General features: G+C 72.6%; 12 protein-coding genes. 9 read left to right on the top strand and 3 right to left on the bottom strand.

Features of this window, described 5'->3' with window-relative positions; all coding sequences use genetic code 11:
* Positions 1–60: 60 nt before the first annotated feature.
* Both QMK24_RS04760 and QMK24_RS04765 read left to right on the top strand, forming a co-directional pair.
* Positions 61–510, top strand: a complete 450-nt coding sequence (locus QMK24_RS04760; protein WP_283463828.1) for an SRPBCC family protein — start codon at positions 61–63, stop codon at positions 508–510.
* Positions 511–640: 130 nt separating this feature from the next.
* The gene (locus tag QMK24_RS04765) at positions 641–3130 is read left to right on the top strand and encodes an MFS transporter (RefSeq protein WP_283463829.1); all 2490 of its coding nucleotides are present in this window, start codon (positions 641–643) and stop codon (positions 3128–3130) included.
* Positions 3131–3204: 74 nt separating this feature from the next.
* Here QMK24_RS04765 and QMK24_RS04770 read toward each other — a convergent pair whose 3' ends face one another.
* Entirely contained in the window at positions 3205–4851 is a 1647-nt protein-coding gene (locus QMK24_RS04770; protein ID WP_283463830.1) for a DUF8823 domain-containing protein, read from the bottom strand.
* 281 nt (positions 4852–5132) lie between these two features.
* Between QMK24_RS04770 and QMK24_RS04775 the strand changes: the two genes are divergently transcribed.
* The 7 genes from QMK24_RS04775 (at position 5133) to QMK24_RS04805 (ending at position 14972) form a co-directional block, all read left to right on the top strand.
* Positions 5133–7688, top strand: a complete 2556-nt coding sequence (locus QMK24_RS04775) for an ATP-binding SpoIIE family protein phosphatase (protein WP_283463831.1) — start codon at positions 5133–5135, stop codon at positions 7686–7688.
* A 130-nt stretch (positions 7689–7818) separates the two neighbouring features.
* The gene (locus QMK24_RS04780; protein WP_283463832.1) at positions 7819–8541 is read left to right on the top strand and encodes a class I SAM-dependent methyltransferase; all 723 of its coding nucleotides are present in this window, start codon (positions 7819–7821) and stop codon (positions 8539–8541) included.
* A gap of 187 nt (positions 8542–8728) precedes the next feature.
* The gene (locus QMK24_RS04785) at positions 8729–9562 is read left to right on the top strand and encodes a M55 family metallopeptidase (RefSeq protein WP_283463880.1); all 834 of its coding nucleotides are present in this window, start codon (positions 8729–8731) and stop codon (positions 9560–9562) included.
* Positions 9555–10913: a M20/M25/M40 family metallo-hydrolase gene (locus QMK24_RS04790; RefSeq protein WP_283463833.1), complete on the top strand. Its 1359-nt coding sequence runs from the start codon at positions 9555–9557 to the stop codon at positions 10911–10913. The genes QMK24_RS04785 and QMK24_RS04790 overlap by 8 nt, the downstream gene beginning before the upstream one ends.
* Complete coding sequence (locus QMK24_RS04795; RefSeq protein WP_283463834.1) at positions 10910–12886, top strand: S9 family peptidase; 1977 nt, start codon at positions 10910–10912, stop codon at positions 12884–12886. The genes QMK24_RS04790 and QMK24_RS04795 overlap by 4 nt, the downstream gene beginning before the upstream one ends.
* A complete protein-coding gene (locus tag QMK24_RS04800; RefSeq protein WP_283463835.1) occupies positions 12883–13833 on the top strand; it encodes a S66 peptidase family protein in 951 nt (316 codons plus the stop codon). The genes QMK24_RS04795 and QMK24_RS04800 overlap by 4 nt, the downstream gene beginning before the upstream one ends.
* A 53-nt stretch (positions 13834–13886) precedes the next feature.
* Positions 13887–14972: an NAD-dependent epimerase/dehydratase family protein gene (locus QMK24_RS04805; protein ID WP_283463836.1), complete on the top strand. Its 1086-nt coding sequence runs from the start codon at positions 13887–13889 to the stop codon at positions 14970–14972.
* 130 nt (positions 14973–15102) lie between these two features.
* Here the strand turns inward: QMK24_RS04805 and QMK24_RS04810 are convergent, their stop codons facing one another.
* On the bottom strand, positions 15103–16215 hold the full coding sequence (locus tag QMK24_RS04810) for a sensor histidine kinase (protein WP_283463837.1): 1113 nt from the start codon (positions 16213–16215) through the stop codon (positions 15103–15105).
* Complete coding sequence (locus QMK24_RS04815) at positions 16208–17044, bottom strand: response regulator transcription factor (protein WP_283463838.1); 837 nt, start codon at positions 17042–17044, stop codon at positions 16208–16210. Before QMK24_RS04815 ends, QMK24_RS04810 begins: the two co-directional genes overlap by 8 nt.
* Positions 17045–17082 lie beyond the last annotated feature (38 nt).

Genomic DNA, 17082 nt, shown 5'->3' on the forward strand with positions numbered 1-17082 from the left:
CGTGTCAGCGGGTGTGGTTGGCTTGCCCGGCACACGCGGACACGTACCGGAGGAGAAGTAATGGCGCAGGTCGAGGCCACCACCCAGCGGGTCATCGAGGCGGAGCCGGAGCGGGTGTACGACGCTCTCGCGGACTACGCGGGCACGAGGAAGACGCTGCTCCCCGAGCAGTTCAGCGAGTACGAGGTCCGCGAGGGCGGCAGCGGCGTCGGCACGGTCGTGCACTGGAAGCTGCAGGCCACCAGCAAGCGCGTCCGTGACTGCCTCTTCGACGTCACCGCGCCGACCGCGGGGCAGCTCGTCGAGGCGGATCGCAACTCCTCCATGGTCACCACCTGGACCGTGACCCCGGCGGGCGAGGGCCGCTCCAAGGTCGTCTCCGCCACCACCTGGGACGGCGCAGGCGGCATCGGCGGCTTCTTCGAGCGGACCTTCGCCCCCAAGGGCCTCGGCAGGATCTACGACGCGGTGCTCGCCAAGCTGGCCGCCGAGGTCGAGTCCGGGAAGTAGCCCCTTCCGGCTGGGTCGTTCACTGGTACGGGTGGTTCTGCATCGCTGCGGAGAATCGTCGCGCTGGCTCGTCGTTGTCGCTTAATGCGGGAAATGGGCGACGAGTCAGGCGCGACGAGGGGAGCGGCACGTGGGCGGTACCACTCTGGCCGAATTGGCCGGGAGGTCCGGACGGGCCGAACCGGCGGCCGACGGGACGCAATCACCCGGCTCGTCCGGCGCGAAAGCACCCGGCGCGGAGTCACCCGGCACGGACGCGCCCAGTGCGGCCGGCCCGTCCGGCCCGTCCGGCCCGTCCGGCTCGGCCACCGGCATTCCGCCGGCCGATCTGACCCCGCGCAGAGTGCGGCTGGTCTTCCTCGGCCTGATGCTCGCGCTGCTGTTCGCCGCGCTCGACCAGATGATCGTGGCGACCGCGCTCCCGAAGATCGTCGGAGAGCTGCACGGCCTGGAGAAGATGTCCTGGGCCGTCACCGCCTATCTGCTGGCGTCGACCATCGGCCTGCCGATCTACGGCAAGCTCGGTGACCTCTTCGGCCGCAAGCGGGTCTTCCAGTTCGCGATCATCGTCTTCGTCCTCGGCTCCGCGCTGGCCGGCTGGTCGCGCACCATGGACGAGCTGATCGCCTTCCGCGCGGTGCAGGGCGTCGGCGGCGGCGGGCTCATGATCGGCGTGCAGGCGATCATGGCGGACATCGTCCCGCCGCGTGAACGCGGCCGCTACATGGGCCTGATCGGCGCCGCCTACGGAGTGGCCTCCGTCGCCGGACCCCTGCTCGGCGGCTTCTTCACCGACCACACCTCGTGGCGCTGGTGCTTCTACATCAATGTGCCGTTCGGCCTGCTGACGCTCGCCCTCATCACCGTCGTCCTGCGGCTGCCCAGGCCCACGATCCGGTCCCGCCTCGACGTACTCGGCGCGCTGCTGCTCGCGGCCGGTTCCACCTGCCTGGTCCTGCTCACCAGCTGGGGCGGCACCACGTACGCCTGGCGCTCGGAGACGATCATCGGGCTCGGCGCGGGCGCCCTCGCCAGCGCCGTGCTGTTCGTCCTGACCGAACATTTCGCGGCCGAACCCGTCATCCCGCTGCGGCTGTTCCGCGACGGCATCTTCAATGTCACCGCACTGGTCGGCGCGGTCGTAGGGGTCGCGCTCTTCGGCGCCGCCAGCTATCTGCCGACCTTCCTGCAGATGGTCGACGGCGCGAGCGCCACCGGCTCCGGGCTGCTGATGCTCCCGATGATGCTCGGTGTCGTCCTCGCCTCGGTCGCCTCCGGCCAGCTGATCAGCAGGACCGGCCGCTACAAGATCTTCCCGCTGCTCGGCGGCGCGCTCTCCGCGCTGGGCATGTGGCTGCTGTCGCTGCTGGACACCGGCACGTCCCGGATGGAGTACAGCGCCTTCATGGCCGTACTCGGACTCGGCATCGGGCTCGTCCTGCCGGTCCTGGTGCTCGCCGTGCAGAACTCGGTGCGGCCGGCCGACATCGGCGCCGCCACCAGCGCCAACAACTACTTCCGGCAGATCGGCGGTTCCGTCGGCGCGGCCGTCTTCGGCACCCTCTTCGCCAACCGGCTGGCCGACCGGCTCGCCGTCGAACTGCCGCGCGGCGCGCACCTCCCGGACCCGGAATCGATCACCCCGCAGCTGGTGCACGCGATGCCCGCCGCGCTGCGCGACGGCTACGTCCAGGCGTACGCCCAGGCCATGCCGCGGATCTTCCTGTACCTCGTGCCGGTGCTCGTCCTCGGCTTCCTGCTCGCTTTCCTCCTGAAGGAGAAACCCCTGGTGACCCAGCATGGTCCCGTCTCCGATCCCGCCGTCCCCGCCGCCCGCACCGGCGCCAGGACCGCCGACGCCGGGGGCGTCCCGGTCTGCGGCACGGTCCAGCATTCCGACGGCACCTCGGTGGGGAGGGCCGCGCTCACCCTGATCGATGTCACCGGCCGGCAGATCGGCCGCGGGGCGACCGGCGAGGACGGACGGTACGCGCTGAGCACCCCGGGCACCGGCAGCTACGTACTGATCGCCGCCGCGGGCGGCCACCAGCCGCAGGCCGTCAGCGTGACGGTCGGGAACCGGCCGGTCGAACTGGACGTGGTGCTCGGCGGCGCGGGACGGCTGGCCGGCACCGTGCACACCTCGGACGGCACCCCGGTCCGCGACGCCATCGTGACGCTGACGGATGTACGCGGCGACGTGGTCTCCAGCACCCGCAGCGCACGCGAGGGCGGCTACGTACTGTCCGAGCTGGTGGCGGGCGAGTACACGCTGGCCGCCAGCGCCCCGGCCTACCGCCCCGCCGCGCTGCCGGTCTCGGTGCAGGCGTCCCGCGAGACCCGGCAGGACGTCGAACTGGCCGGCGGCGCGGTGCTGCGCGGCACCGTACGGGCCCCCGGCGGCCGGGTGGTCGAGGACGCCAGGGTCACCCTGCTCGACGCGGCGGGCAATGCGGTGGACTCGGTGACATCGGGCCCCGACGGGCTCTTCCGCTTCGTCGATCTCGCGGCGGGCGAGTACACCGTGATCGCCGCCGGATACCCGCCGGTGGCCACCGTCCTCCAGATCGCAGGGGGCGGGCGCACCGAACGCGATCTGCAGCTCGGCCACGAGGACTGACACGAGGACTGAGCATGAGGACTGAGACGGAGGGCGCGGGCTGCCGGGCCGGCGCCGGCCGGGGGTCCGGCGGGTCAGCTCTTCTTGCAGGGCGTCCCGCGGGTGAGGGCGTAGCGTCCGCCTATCCGGTAGGTGCCCGGGGTCGGCGCGTAGAGCTTGGTCCAGTCGCCGGCCTCGGCGAGACAACCATGGTCGGAGTCCGTGGCACCCTCTATGCCGAGCCACGGCGACCACGGGATGCGCAGCAGCACCTCGCCGGCCTTCGGGACCTCGATGACCAGCTCGGCCGGTCCCGCCTGGCGCACGATCGAGGGCGGGTCGGCCAGCGGCTCGGCCCCGGTCACGCTGTAGAGGCGCCAGTGGTCGTCCTGCCAGACCGGCTGCAGCCAGGTGTGCCCGGCCGCGACGATCTTCGCCTCCGCCACGCCCGCGCCGTCCGGTTCGTCCGACGGGAGTACGACGTAGCCGACGCCCCAGCGCTGCAGCCACGCGAGGTAGCGGGCCGGGGTGAGGGTGCCGTCGTAGAAGAGCGGGTTGCGCTCGACGTCGGCCTGCCGGTTCCAGCCGCGGGCGAGGTTGACGTGCGGGGCGAGTCCCGACGCCTCCCAGTGGGAGCGCAGCGGGACCACCTCGACCCTGCCCCGGTCGGCGCCGACCCGGGCCAGCTCGTCTATCAGCCCCTGGGCGTGCTGGACGGTCCCGGTCACCGGTGCGGTGTTGACCAGATCGGTGACGGGCTTGGCCACCTGCCAGACGGCGACGGCGGCGAACGCCGCGTAGATGAAGAGGGTCCTGCGGCCACGGGCGGTGCGCCCGATGGCGGAGGCGAGCAGCACGGTGCCGCCGAAGAGCAGCGAGAGCCGCTCGACATTGCTGCCTATCGGGGACGGGACCGCCCAGGTCAGCGCTATGCCCGCCGAGTAGACCCACGATCCGGTGCGCACCGTGCGCCATGACCGCGGCACCAGGAGCGCCACCAGTACGGCGGTGGCCAGCGGCAGCGCGGCGAAGTACCAGGTGAACGGCTGCACCCCGAAGAAGGGGAACAGCAGCGAGGTGCCGCCGACCACGATCGGCGGGCTCGCGGCCAGGATGTACGCGTGCTTCCGCCGCCCGGTGAGGAACAGGGCCGCCGCCAGGACCTCCATGAACAGCCCGGCCACCGGGCTGCACATGGTCGCCACCCCGCCCAGCACGGAGGCCGCGACGATGCGCGAGGTCCGCTGGTCCTCGTCGGGGAAGACCAGGGCGGTGGCCGCGAGGGCGAAGAGCATGCCCAGCGCGAAGGTCACCCGGCCCGACGCCACGTCGCACCACAGCGCGAACGCCGTCCACAGCGCGGGCAGCATCGGCTTCCGGATCCGGAAGCGGACCAGCAGGTACGCGGCGACCGTCGCGGACAGCGTGCCCGCGATCACCGCGGTGGTCCGGACGCCGAGCCACGCCATGATGTAGGGCGAGAGGATGCTGTACGAGGCGGGGTGCATCCCGCCGTACCAGGACAGGTTGTAGGCGGAGTCCGGGTGCTGCCTGATGAAGTCCGTCCACGCGAACTGGGCGGCCATGTCCCCGGCGTCCTTGGCCAGGAACACCGCCCACACGATGTGCAGCACCGCGGCGAGCAGGGTGGCCGCCATCACCGGCCGACGTGGATCGGCCATGCGGAGAAAGGACTTGGGGCGCTTCACGGCGGCCCAGCCCGCGGACTCCCAGGTGGTCACGGCGTCTCTTCCAGTCGCGGGTCCTACGTGCCCCGGCCTGGATCCCCACCCGGCCGGAGTCGAACTCGCACCACGGATCTGGAGTTCGAACAGAGAGACTGGACGCTAGCACGGCAGGGGGGAGCGCTCGTGCGCGGGCGTGCGCCCGGATTCCGGCTTTGGCCTTCGCAGTACCCGGCTCCGGTCGTACCGTGGTATCGGTGCCGCAGATCTTGCACCTGGGAGGGGACATCCCGGCCCGGTTCCGGGAGGCGGCCCGAGGGGAAGGAGACCACCCAGCCATGGACCGCCGCATCCCTCCGGGGCTGTCCGGACGGATCCCGCTCGCGGTGATCGTCGTGGACGGCGCGGGACTCGTATCGCACTGGAGCACCGGTGCGCGCAAGCTCTTCGGCTGCTCCAGGGACGAGGCGGTGGGCCGCCCGGCGGTGGACCTGCTGCCGGTGTCCGGCGCTCTGGACCGTGGCTCCCTGGACGGCGGTGACCTGGACCGCATGGCATTGGACCGCGGTGAGACGGCCACCGGGACCGGGACGTACGACGGTCTCGACCGCAGCCTCGGCCCGGACCTCGGACCCGATCTCGGGCCCGACCTCGACGCCTCCCTCAACGGCGGGACCTCCTATCCGACCGCCGGCCGTGCCCGGCTCTTCGACGACTGCCGGGAGCACGAACAGGACCGCGAGGGCGGTGCCGTCGACGTCCTGTGGTGGGCGTATCCGCTGGTCGGACCGGGGCCCGAGCGGCTGCTGGTCCTCGCTGCCGACGCCGCCCAGCTGCGCTCCTCGCCGGATCCCGGTGGCGGGCCCGGCCAGGACGCCGGGGACGACGAGGCCGGCGAATTCGAACGGATCGCGCCCGGTTTCGCGCTGCACACCGAGTTCTCCGGCGCCGACCAGCTCGCCAGGAAGCTGCCCGAGATCCTGCCGAGCATGAATCCGGCGGAGAGCGCCCGGATCGTCTCCCAGGTGCTGGAGCTCGGCTATCCGGTGCTGGAGTTCAGCCAGCACGACCGGGTGCCGGTCACCCCGGACTGGGGCGTGCCACGGCGCGTCGAGCGGCGGGCCAGACGCCGCGCCGCGGCCGCGGCCGCCGCGCTCGATCCGCAGGCGGCGGCACCGGACGACCTGGCGCCCGACCTCGAGTACGCCGCCGTGCGCGAGCACCTCGAATTCCTCAACGAGGTCAGCGCCCGGATCGGCACCTCGCTGGACCTGGCCCGCACCATCCAGGAGGTCAGCGCCGCCGTGGTGCCGCGCTTCACCGATGTCGCGGGCTCCTATCTGCGGGAGCAGGTGCTCGCGGGCGAGGGCTTCCCCGACGGGCCGCCGGACGTCACCACCATGTGGTACCGGGTGGCCGTCGAGCACACTGACGAGCCGGGGCGCTGGGACGATGTGGTGCCGGTCGGCGAGTCGATGCCGTTCCCCGAGCACACCCCGTTCTTCCAGTGCATGACCAGCGGCCAGCCGGTGCTCGTACCCCGGATCTCCGAGGAGATGGGCAACGCGATCGCCGCGCAGTTCGAGAAGCGCGACATCAGCCCGCTGATCAACAACCGGTCGATGCTCGTGGTGCCGCTCAAGGCCCGCAATGTGGTGCTCGGCTTCATGATCCTGCTGCGCCACCAGGACCGGCCGGTCTTCAACGACATGGACCGGGTGACGGGCGCCGAGTTCGCCGCCCGCGCCGGACTCGTCCTGGACAACGCCCGTATGTACACGTATCAGGAGAATGTCGCCGACACCCTCCAGGACAGCATGCTGCCGCACATCACCCCGCGGATGCCGGGCTGCGATGTGGCCACCCGCTATCTGCCGGGGACGCGGCTGGGGCGGGTCGGCGGCGACTGGTTCGACACGATCAAGCTGGCCGGATCGCGGCTGGCGCTGGTCGTCGGTGACGTCATGGGGCACGGCCTCAACTCGGCCGCGATGATGGGCCAGTTACGTACCGCCGTACAGACCATGGCGGCGATGGGCATGCCGCCCGCCCAGCTGCTGCGCAACCTCGACGACCTGGCGCAGCGGCTCGGCGACCACTACCTGGCCACCTGTCTGTACGCGGTGTACGACCCGATCGAGTCCGAGCTGCTGATCTCCAACGCCGGGCACATCCCGCCCGTCCTGGTGCGGGCGGCCGACGGGCGCAGTGAGCTGCTCGAGGTGCCGACCGGCGCGCCGATAGGAGTGGGCGGCGTCCCGTTCGAGACGGTCAGGGTGCCGGTCGCGCAGGGCGACCGGCTGGTGCTGTGCACGGACGGGCTGGTCGAGGTGCGCGGGCAGGACATCGGCGCCGGGCTGGCCGCCCTGTGCGAGAGCGCCGCGCACCCGGCGGCGTCGATGGACGACGCCTGCGACACGATCATCCGCGCGCTCAACCCGCGCGGCGGCGGCCGCAAGGACGACGTCGCCCTGCTGATGGCCCGCCTCAACGGCATCCCGCGCGAGGACGTGGCGACCTGGCAGCTGGCCCCGGAACCGGGCGAGGCCGCCCATGCCCGGCGGCTGACCCGCGAGACGCTGCGCGGCTGGGGCCTGGAGGAGGTCGCGGAGACCGCGGAACTGCTGGTCGGCGAGGTCGTCACCAACGCGATCCGGCATGCGCGCACCAGCCATGTCGAGCTGCGTCTGGTGCGGGCCGACGAGCTGCTGTGCGAGGTCACGGACGAGGACCACGCGGTCCCCGTCCTGCTGAGCACCGGGCCGGACGACGAGTACGGGCGGGGCATGCGCATCGTGAGCCGGCTGGCGCGGCAGTGGGGTACGAGCCGCACCGCCCAGGGCAAGACGGTGTGGTTCGAGCAGACGCTGCCGCGATCGCGGCAGCGGCGCTGAGTCGGAGCGGCGCTGAGTCGGAGCGGCGCTGAGTCGGAGCGGCGCTGAGTCGTTGAGCTGCTGGGTTGCGAGCCGCTGGGTTGTTGAGCCTGAGCTGCTGAGGTTTCGCCGGATCCTGGGGAGTCCCGAAATGAACGTGCCCAGCAGTTACACGCAGGCGTGGGAGAGCTTCTGGCGCGCCGCGCCGCCGGCATCGGGGTCGGTCTTCTGGGATGCCGAGGCGTCCCTCACCGTGGAACTGCAACTACCGCTCTTCGAGCCGTACTTCGACGCCGGGCTGCCGGTCGTCGACTTCGGCTGCGGCAACGGTACGCAGACCCGGTACCTCGCCCAGCGCTACGACCGGGTGATCGGCGTGGACCTGTCGGCCGCGGCGATCGGGCACGCGCGCCGCGCGGACCCGCACGGCGTCGCCGAGTACCAGCAGGCCAACGGCGCGGACCGGGACGCGATGCACCGGCTGCACGCGGAGACCGGTGACGCGAACGTCTATATGCGCGGTGTGCTGCACCAGTGCGAACCCGGTGACCGCGCTCCGCTGATCGAGGGCATCGCGACGCTGCTCGGCGAGCGGGGCCGGGTGTTCGCGGTCGAACTGGCCGAGGCGGCGAAGGGCGTCCTGATGGGTCTGGCCCAGGGGCCGGACGGGCCGCCGCCGAAGCTGGGGGCGGTCTTCGCGCACGGCATCGCTCCGGGGGAGGTCGCCGACGAGGCGGTCCCGGGCTACTTCCGCGCGGCGGGTCTCGAGCTGCTGGCCAGTGGCGAGCAGCTGCTGACGACGACGGAGTCCCGCCCCGACGGCACGCGTATCGAACTTCCGTCGAACTGGCTGGTGGCGGGCGCCGGCGCCTGATCCCCCCTGCAGTTATCCACAGGCCTGGCCCGAGCGTTCGCCGTCGCGTAACGTGACGCGGCACGGAGATCTTCGTCTCGGGGGGCCGAACGTGGGGGACCTGCTCAACACCTCTGACAGCGATGTGCCCGCACTGCGGCCATGGCCCGTGCGTACGGCCTCCCACCTGCGATAGAACGGGTGCATGGTGAAGATCCTCATCTCGGCGGACATGGAAGGCGCCACCGGCGTCACCTGGCCCGCGGATGTGCTGCCGGGGAGCGAGCAGTGGCAGCGCTGCCGACATATGTTCACTTCCGATGTGAATGCCGCGATCGCCGGATTCTTCGACGGCGGAGCCGACGAGGTCCTGGTGAACGAGGCGCACTGGACCATGCGCAACCTGCTGCTGGAGAAGCTCGATGAGCGGGCCCAGATGCTCACCGGCCGGCACAAGGACCTGTCGATGGTCGAGGGCGTGCAGCACGGCGACGTGGACGGCATCGCGTTCGTCGGCTATCACACAGGCGCCGGGACCGAGGGTGTGCTGGCGCACACCTACCTCGCCAACTCCATCACCGGCGTCTGGGTCAACGGCGACGCGGCGAGCGAAGGCCGGCTCAATGCCCTGGTGGTCGCCGAGTACGGTGTGCCCGTGATCCTGGTGACCGGCGACGACCGTACCGGCGACGACGCGCGCGGTTATGCTCCGCAGGCCCGTACCGTCGCGGTCAAGGACTATGTGTCGCGGTATGCGGCGGTCTGCCGGCCCCCGGCCAGGACCGCGGCGGACATCCGTGCCGCGGCGAAGGCGGCGACCGTGCTCGCGGTGTGCCATGAGCCCGTGCAGGCCGGGCCGTTCACCATCGAGCTGGAGTTCGACGCCGTACATCTTGCCGGGGCCGCCACGGTGGTGCCCGGCGTGGCGCGGACCGGCGAACGCCGCGTCGGCTACACATCACCGACCATGTACGAGGGAATCCGCGCCTTCAAAGCGGTTACCACGCTCGTGTCGGCAGCGGTGGAGGAACAGTATGGCTGAGCAAGCGCTCTATGAGTCGGTCGACCAGGGAGTCGACCAGCAGGCGCTGGAGGAGGTGGTGCGTTTCACCTCCGACCTGATCCGGATCGACACGACGAACCGCGGCGGCGGCGACGGCAATGAGCGGCCCGCCGCCGAATACGTCGCCGCGCAGCTCGCCGACGCCGGGATCGAGCCCATGATCCTGGAGTCCGCCCCCGGCCGTACCAATGTGGTGGCCCGTATCGAAGGCCGCGACCCCAGTGCTGAAGCGCTGCTGGTGCACGGCCATCTGGACGTCGTACCGGCGGAGCCCGCCGACTGGAGCGTGCACCCCTTCTCCGGCGAGATCCGCGACGGAGTGGTCTGGGGCCGCGGCGCGATCGACATGAAGAACATGGACGCGATGGTCCTGGCCACGGTGCGGGCCTGGGCCCGCAGCGGCCGCCGCCCGGCCCGGGACATCGTGCTCGCCTTCACCGCGGACGAGGAGGACAGCGCCGCCTACGGCTCCGGCTACCTCGCGGACCAGCACGCCGGGCTGTTCGAGGGCTGTACGGAAGGCATCAGCGAATCGGGCGCCTTCACCTTCCACGCCGGCGGCGGCATGCGGCTGTATCCGGTGGCCGCCGGCGAGCGTGGCACCGCCTGGCTCCGGCTCACGGCGCACGGCAAGGCCGGACACGGCTCCAAGGTCAACCCGTCGAACGCCGTGAGCCGGCTGGCCGCGGCCATCGCGCGGATCGGCGAACACGACTGGCCGGTCCGGCTGACCCCCACCGTGCGCGCCTCCCTCACCGAACTCGCCGTCCTGCACGGCATCGAGCCTGACCTCGACGATGTCGACGGGCTGCTCGGCAAGCTCGGCCCGGCCGCCGCGCTCGTCGAGCCGACGGTCCGCAACAGCGCCAACCCGACGATGCTGCAGGCCGGTTACAAGATCAATGTCGTCCCCGGGACATCGACCGCTTATGTGGACGGGCGGATGCTGCCCGGCGGCGAGGCGGAATTCACCGAGACCATGGACCGGCTCACCGGGCCGGATGTCGAGTGGGAGTTCCACCACCGCGAGGTGCCGCTGCAGGCCCCCGTCGACTCGCCGGCCTACGCGGCGATGCGCGAAGCGCTGGAGCACTTCGATCCGGACGCGCATGTCATCCCGTACTGCATGTCGGGCGGCACGGACGCCAAGCAGTTCTCCCGGCTCGGCATCACCGGATACGGCTTCTCACCGCTGAAGCTGCCCGTGGGTTTCGACTACCAGGCGCTCTTCCACGGGGTGGACGAACGGGTGCCGGTCGAGGCGCTGCACTTCGGCGTTCAGGTACTGGACCGCTTTCTGATCTCCACCTCGGGGAAGGCACCGGCATGACCCGCAGCGTTCCGTACGGAGCATGGCCGTCGCCGGTCACCGCGGTGACGGCCGCGTCCCATGACGGCAGCCCGGAATTCGTGGGCGTCGTCGGGGACGAGGTGTGGTGGACGGAGCCGCGCCCCGCCGAGGGCGGCCGCCGGGCGCTGGTCCGGCGGCTCGCTGACGGCACCGAGCAGTGCCCGCTGCCCGCTCCGTGGAACGTGCGGAGCCGCGTCATGGAGTACGGAGGCCGGCCATGGGCGGGAGCGAACGACGGGGAGGGCCCGCTGATCGTCTTCGCGCACCTCGCCGACCAGCGGCTGTACGCGTACCGGCCGGGCACCGAGCCCCGGCCACTGACACCGGTCTCGGACGTGGGCGACGGCCTGCGGTGGGTGGACCCGCAGATCCACCCGGACCGGGGCGAGGTCTGGTGCGTCCTTGAGGAGTTCACCGGAGACGGGCCGTCCGACGTGCGGCGCGTCATCGCGGCGGTGCCGCTGGACGGCTCGGCCGCGACCGACCGCTCCGCGATACGTGAACTGTCCGACGACACCCACCGGTTCGTCACCGGCCCCCGGCTCTCGCCGGACGGACGGCAAGCCGTATGGATCGCCTGGGACCACCCGCGCATGCCCTGGGACGGCACCGAACTCAAGCTCGCGCAGATCGGGGAGGGCGGCGTTCTCACCGGCGTCCGCACCCTCATCGGCGGCCCGCACGAGTCGGTCGCGCAGGCCGAATGGACCGGGGACGCCACCCTGGTCGCCGCCACGGACCGCACTGGCTGGTGGAATCTGCACCGCATCGACACCGGCACCGGCGAGGCCGTCAATCTCTGCCCGCGCGAGGAGGAGTTCGCCGGCCCGGTGTGGAAGCTCGGCTACCGCTGGTTCGCGCCCGTCGGCCACGGGCTGCTCGCCGTCCTGCACGGCGTCGGAGCACAGCGGCTGGCCATACTCGACCCCGCCACCGGCGAACTGGTCGACGCCCCGGGGCACTGGACCGAGTGGACCGCGGGTCTCACGGTGTCCGGCACCCGGGTGATGGGGGTGGCCGCGACCGCGCGGTCCTCGTTCGAGATCGTCGAGCTGGACACGGCCACCGGGCGCCCGCGCGTCATCGGCAGCGCGCACCATGACACCGTCGACCCGGCGTATGTGCCGGAGCCCGTCGCCCGGACCTTCGCCGGACCCGGCGGCCGGGAGGTCCACGCGCAGGTGTACCCGCCGCGCAACCCGGAGTTCGGCGCGCCGCCGGGGGAGCTGCCGCCCTATGTGATCTGGGTGCACGGCGGCCCCACCAGCAGGGTGCCGATGGTGCTCGACCTGGAGGTCGCCTACTTCACCTCGCGCGGCATCGGCGTCGCGGAGGTCAACTACGGCGGCTCCACCGGCTACGGCCGCGCCTACCGGGACCGGCTCCGCGAACAGTGGGGCGTCGTCGACGTCGAGGACTGCGCCGCCGTCGCGCGGGCCCTCGTCGAGGAGGGCACCGCGGACGGCGCCCGGCTCGCGATCCGCGGCGGCAGCGCGGGCGGCTGGACCACCGGCGCCTCGCTCACCACCACCGACCTCTACGCCTGCGGCGCCATCAGCTTCCCGATCCTGGACCTCACCGGCTGGTCCGCGAACGGCGAGACCCATGACTTCGAGTCCCAGTACCTGGAATCCCTGGTCGGTCCGCTCGCCGAGGTCCCCGACCGGTACCGCGACCGCTCGCCGGTCAACGGCGCCGACCGCGTCACCGCGCCCTTCCTGCTCCTGCAGGGTCTGGACGATGTGATCTGCCCGCCCGTGCAGTGCGAGCGGTTCCTGGAACGGATCGCGGGGCGCGGCGTCCCGCACGCCTACCTCACCTTCGAGGGCGAGGGCCACGGCTTCCGCCGCCAGGACACGATCGTCAGCTGTCTGGAGGCCGAACTCTCCCTCTACGGACAGGTCTTCGGCTTCGTGCCGCCCGGCGTGCCGCACCTGGAGCTCGCCAAGTGACCCCGACACCGCTCCGCCCGCTGACCCGCCCGCGCCGGCTGGTGCCCGGCGACCGCGTCGCCATCGTCGCCACCAGCGGCCCCGTCCCGCGCGAGCGTCTCGATGCCGGGCTCGACATCCTGCGCGGCTGGGACCTGGAGCCGGTGCTCGCGCCGCACGTCCTGGACGAGCACCCGCGGTTCGACTACCTCGCGGGCGCGGACCAGGACCGCGCCCGCGATCTGCAGCAGGCCTGGTGCGACCCGTCGGTGGCCGCCGTGATGTGCGCCCGCGGCGGCTACGGCGTGCAGCGCATGGCCGACCTGATGGACTGGGACGCGATGCGGGCGGCCGGACCCAAGGCGTTCATCGGCTACAGCGATGTCACCGCGCTGCACGAGGCGTTCGCCAACCGGCTCGGTCTGGCCACGCTGCACGGCCCGATGGCCGCCGCCGCCACCTTCCTCAAGGACGGCCCCACCCAGGACCATCTCCGCCGCACCCTCATGGAGCCCGAGACCGTCCAGGTCATCGGTTCGCCGGCCGCCCGCACCCTGGTCCCCGGCCGGGCACGCGGCATCACTCTCGGCGGCTGCCTCTGCCTCCTCGCCGCCGACCTCGGCACGCCGCACGCCCGGCCCGGCGCGGCCGGCGGCATCCTCCTGCTGGAGGACACCGGCGAGGAGGCGTACCGCCTGGACCGTTACCTCACCCAGCTGCTGCGCTCCGGATGGCTGGACGGCATCGCCGGAATCGTGCTCGGATCATGGGAGGAGTGCGGCCCCTACGACGAGGTGCGCGCTCTGATGCTGGACCGGCTCGGCGGTCTGGGCGTGCCGATCGTGGAGGAGCTGGGCTTCGGCCACTGCCCCTCCGCGATCACCGTCCCCCTCGGGGTGCCCGCCGTCCTGGACGCCGGCGCCCGCACCCTGACGTTCGAGGTCCCCGCACTCCTTACGGACCACTGACATCCCGGCCGGGTCGCGCCGTACAGACCGGCCGGGACCGTACGGTCGGAGCCATGCTGACACTCGTCACCGGAGGAGCGGGCTTCATCGGCTCGCACATCGTGACCGCTCTCCTCGCCGCCGGACATGAGGTGCGCGTCCTGGACGCGCTGCTCCCCGCCGCCCACGGCGACCTCGCGGACCCTCCCGCCCTCCCGGCGGGAGCCGACTGGCGCCGGGCCGACGTCCGTGATCGCGCGGCCGTCGAGGACGCGCTCCGCGGCATCGACTCGGTGTGCCATCCGGCCGCCATGGTCGGCCTCGGCAAGGACTTCGCCGACGCGCCCGACTACGTCAGCTGCAACGACCACGGCACGGCCGTTCTGCTCGCGGCCATGGCCGCCGCCGGGGTGCGCTCCCTGGTGCTGGCCGGCTCCATGGTCGTGTACGGCGAGGGCCGCTACGCGTGCGCGCGCCATGGCGTCGTCCGCCCGGGACCGCGCCGGATCGCCGACCTCGACGCCGGCCGCTTCGAACCGCCCTGCCCCCGTTGCGGCGAACCGCTCGCCCCCGGACTCGTCACCGAGGACGCCCCCACCGACCCGCGCAACGTCTACGCCGCCACCAAGCTCGCCCAGGAGCACCTGGCCGCAGCCTGGGCCCGCGCGGTCAACGGCCGTGCGGTATCGCTGCGTTACCACAACGTCTACGGCGCCGGGATGCCCCGCGACACCCCGTATGCGGGCGTCGCCTCGCTCTTCCGTTCCGCGCTCGCGCGCGGCGAGGCCCCCCGGGTCTTCGAGGACGGTGCCCAACGCCGGGACTTCGTCGATGTACGCGATGTCGCCACCGCCAACACCGCCGCCCTCGCCGCGCTCTCCGGCCGCCCCGCGGGTGAGCTGCGGACGTACAACGTCGGCAGCGGCACCGTCCACACCGTGGGCGACATGGCCGCCGCCCTCGCCGCCGCCACCCGTGGCCCCGCCCCCGTCACCACCGGCGAATACCGCCTCGGCGACGTCCGCCACATCACGGCATCCTCCGCCCGGATCCGCGCCGACCTCGGCTGGACCCCCGCCATCGGCTTCTCCGCCGGAATGCGCGACTTCGCCCACGCCCGACTGCGCGGCACGGCGCCCGCGAGTGCGGGCCGGACCTGACGCCAGCCTCCCGGCGGCACGCGGGCCGGTTCACCCGGGGTCGCCGGACTGTGTAGCGCGACGGGTCGGTCCTCGCGAGCCGTCCGGTCCGTCCGGCACATGGGCGCAGCAGCCCCGGGACCCGCCGGCGTCAGCCGGAGGCGGCGGGGAGGACGACCTCGAAGCGGCAGCCGCCCGGTACGTTGCGGACGGCGGCGTGGCCCGCGTGGGCCTCGACGATGCCGCGGACGATGGCGAGACCGAGTCCGGCCCCGGCGGGAGGCGTCCTGGCGCCGGTGCCGCGCCAGCCGGTGTCGAAGACGCGGGGAAGGTCGGCGGCGGGAATGCCGCCGCAGCCGTCGGTGACGGAGAGCACCACGGAGTCGGCATCGCGGTGGGCGGAGACGGCGACGGTTCCGTCGGCGGGGGTGCGGTGGATGGCGTTGACGAGCAGGTTCGCCAGGACGCGCGTCATCTCGCGGCCGTCGACCTCCACCGGTACCGATTCCACGCCGTCGCCGATCAGCCGGACCCCGTGCTCGAGGGCCAGCGGATTGGCACCGGCGATGGCGTCGCCCACGAGGTCGTAGACGGACATCCGGGACGGGGCCAGGGCCAGGACTCCCGCCTGGATGCGGGAGAGTTCGAAGAGGTCGCCGACCATGCCGCTGAGGCGTTCCACCTCGGTGCGGATCTGCGCGTGGTAGCGCGCCGGATCCTCGGCTATGCCGTCCTCCAGTGCCTCGGCCATGGCGCGCAGCCCGGCGAGGGGGGTGCGCAGATCGTGGGAGATCCAGGCCACCAGCTCACGGCGGGAGGCCTCCAGGGCGCGCTCACGTTCCCGCGAGGCGGCGAGTTTCGCGCTGGTGGCGGCCAGTTCGCGGCCGAGCTCGGCGAGCTCGGCGGTCGGCGGCCCGGCGGGCGCGGCGAAGATGTCGCTGTCGCCGAACGCACGGGTGGCGGTCGCCAGCGCGCGGCTGCCCGCGACGACCCTACGGCCGAGCAGCAGGGTCACGGCGAGCGAGACGACGGCGGCCATCGCACACACCGTGATGACCACGCCGAGGTCATGGGAGGACAGGAACATCGCCCACGCGACGGAGAGCGTCCCGGCGAGCATCGCCGCCACCGTGACGGCGGCGACCACGGCGAGCGACAGCGCGACCGACCGGTTCCGCAGCAGCCGCAGCGTCAGCGCGCCGAGGAGTCCGGCCGCCGCGGCGCCGACCGACGCGTAGGCCGCGATCAGCAGGAGATCATGCATCGGGGGTCATCGCTTCCTGTGGTGCCGCCGGGTGCTCAGACCTCGGGTGCTGAGGCGTCGGATCCTGAGGCGCCGGGTGCTGGGACATCGCGTCCTGCGCCGTCGTCTCCCCGGCCGAGCCCTGTGCGGATCCGCCCGGCGCGTCGAACCGGTAGCCGACGCCCCAGACCGTGCTGATCAGCAGCGGCCGGGCCGGGTCGTCCTCGATCTTCTCGCGCAGCCGCCGCACATGGACGGTCACGGTCGACAGGTCACCGAATTCCCAGCCCCACACTCGCCGCATCAGCTCTTCGCGCCCCAGGACCCGCCCGGGGTGCCGGAGGAAGAACGCGAGCAGGTCGAATTCCCGGATGGTCAGCGCGAGTTCCGCGCTGTCGCGGGTGGCGCGCCGGGCCGCCGGGTCGAGGGCGAGCGGTCCTGACCGGAGCCAGGGGCCGGCGGGCGGCGGCGTCCCGGCGCGGCGCAGTACGGACTCCACCCGGAGCACCAGCTCGCGCGGGCTGAACGGCTTCGTGACGTAGTCGTCCGCGCCGACCTCGAGGCCGAGGATCCGGTCGTCCTGGTCGCCGCGGGCGGTCAGCATGACGACGGGGACGGGGCCGCGCTCCCGTATGCGGCGGCACACCTCCAGCCCGTCGAGACCGGGCAGCATCAGATCGAGTACGACGAGGTCGGGGCGGGTCGCGGCGGCGCGGGCCACCGCGGTGGGGCCGTCGGCGGCCCGGTCCACGAGGAAGCCCGCGCGGTGGAGGTACCCCGCGACGACCTCGGCCACGGTCGGGTCGTCGTCCACGACGAGGATGCGGCGCTGTGCGGGATCGGTGGTCACACGTCGAGTGTGGCACCGAGCGGCGGCGCGGTCCCCCG

It is taken from the genome of Streptomyces sp. PH10-H1 (assembly GCF_030063355.1).
In the GTDB taxonomy this organism is placed as follows: Bacteria; Actinomycetota; Actinomycetes; order Streptomycetales; family Streptomycetaceae; genus Actinacidiphila.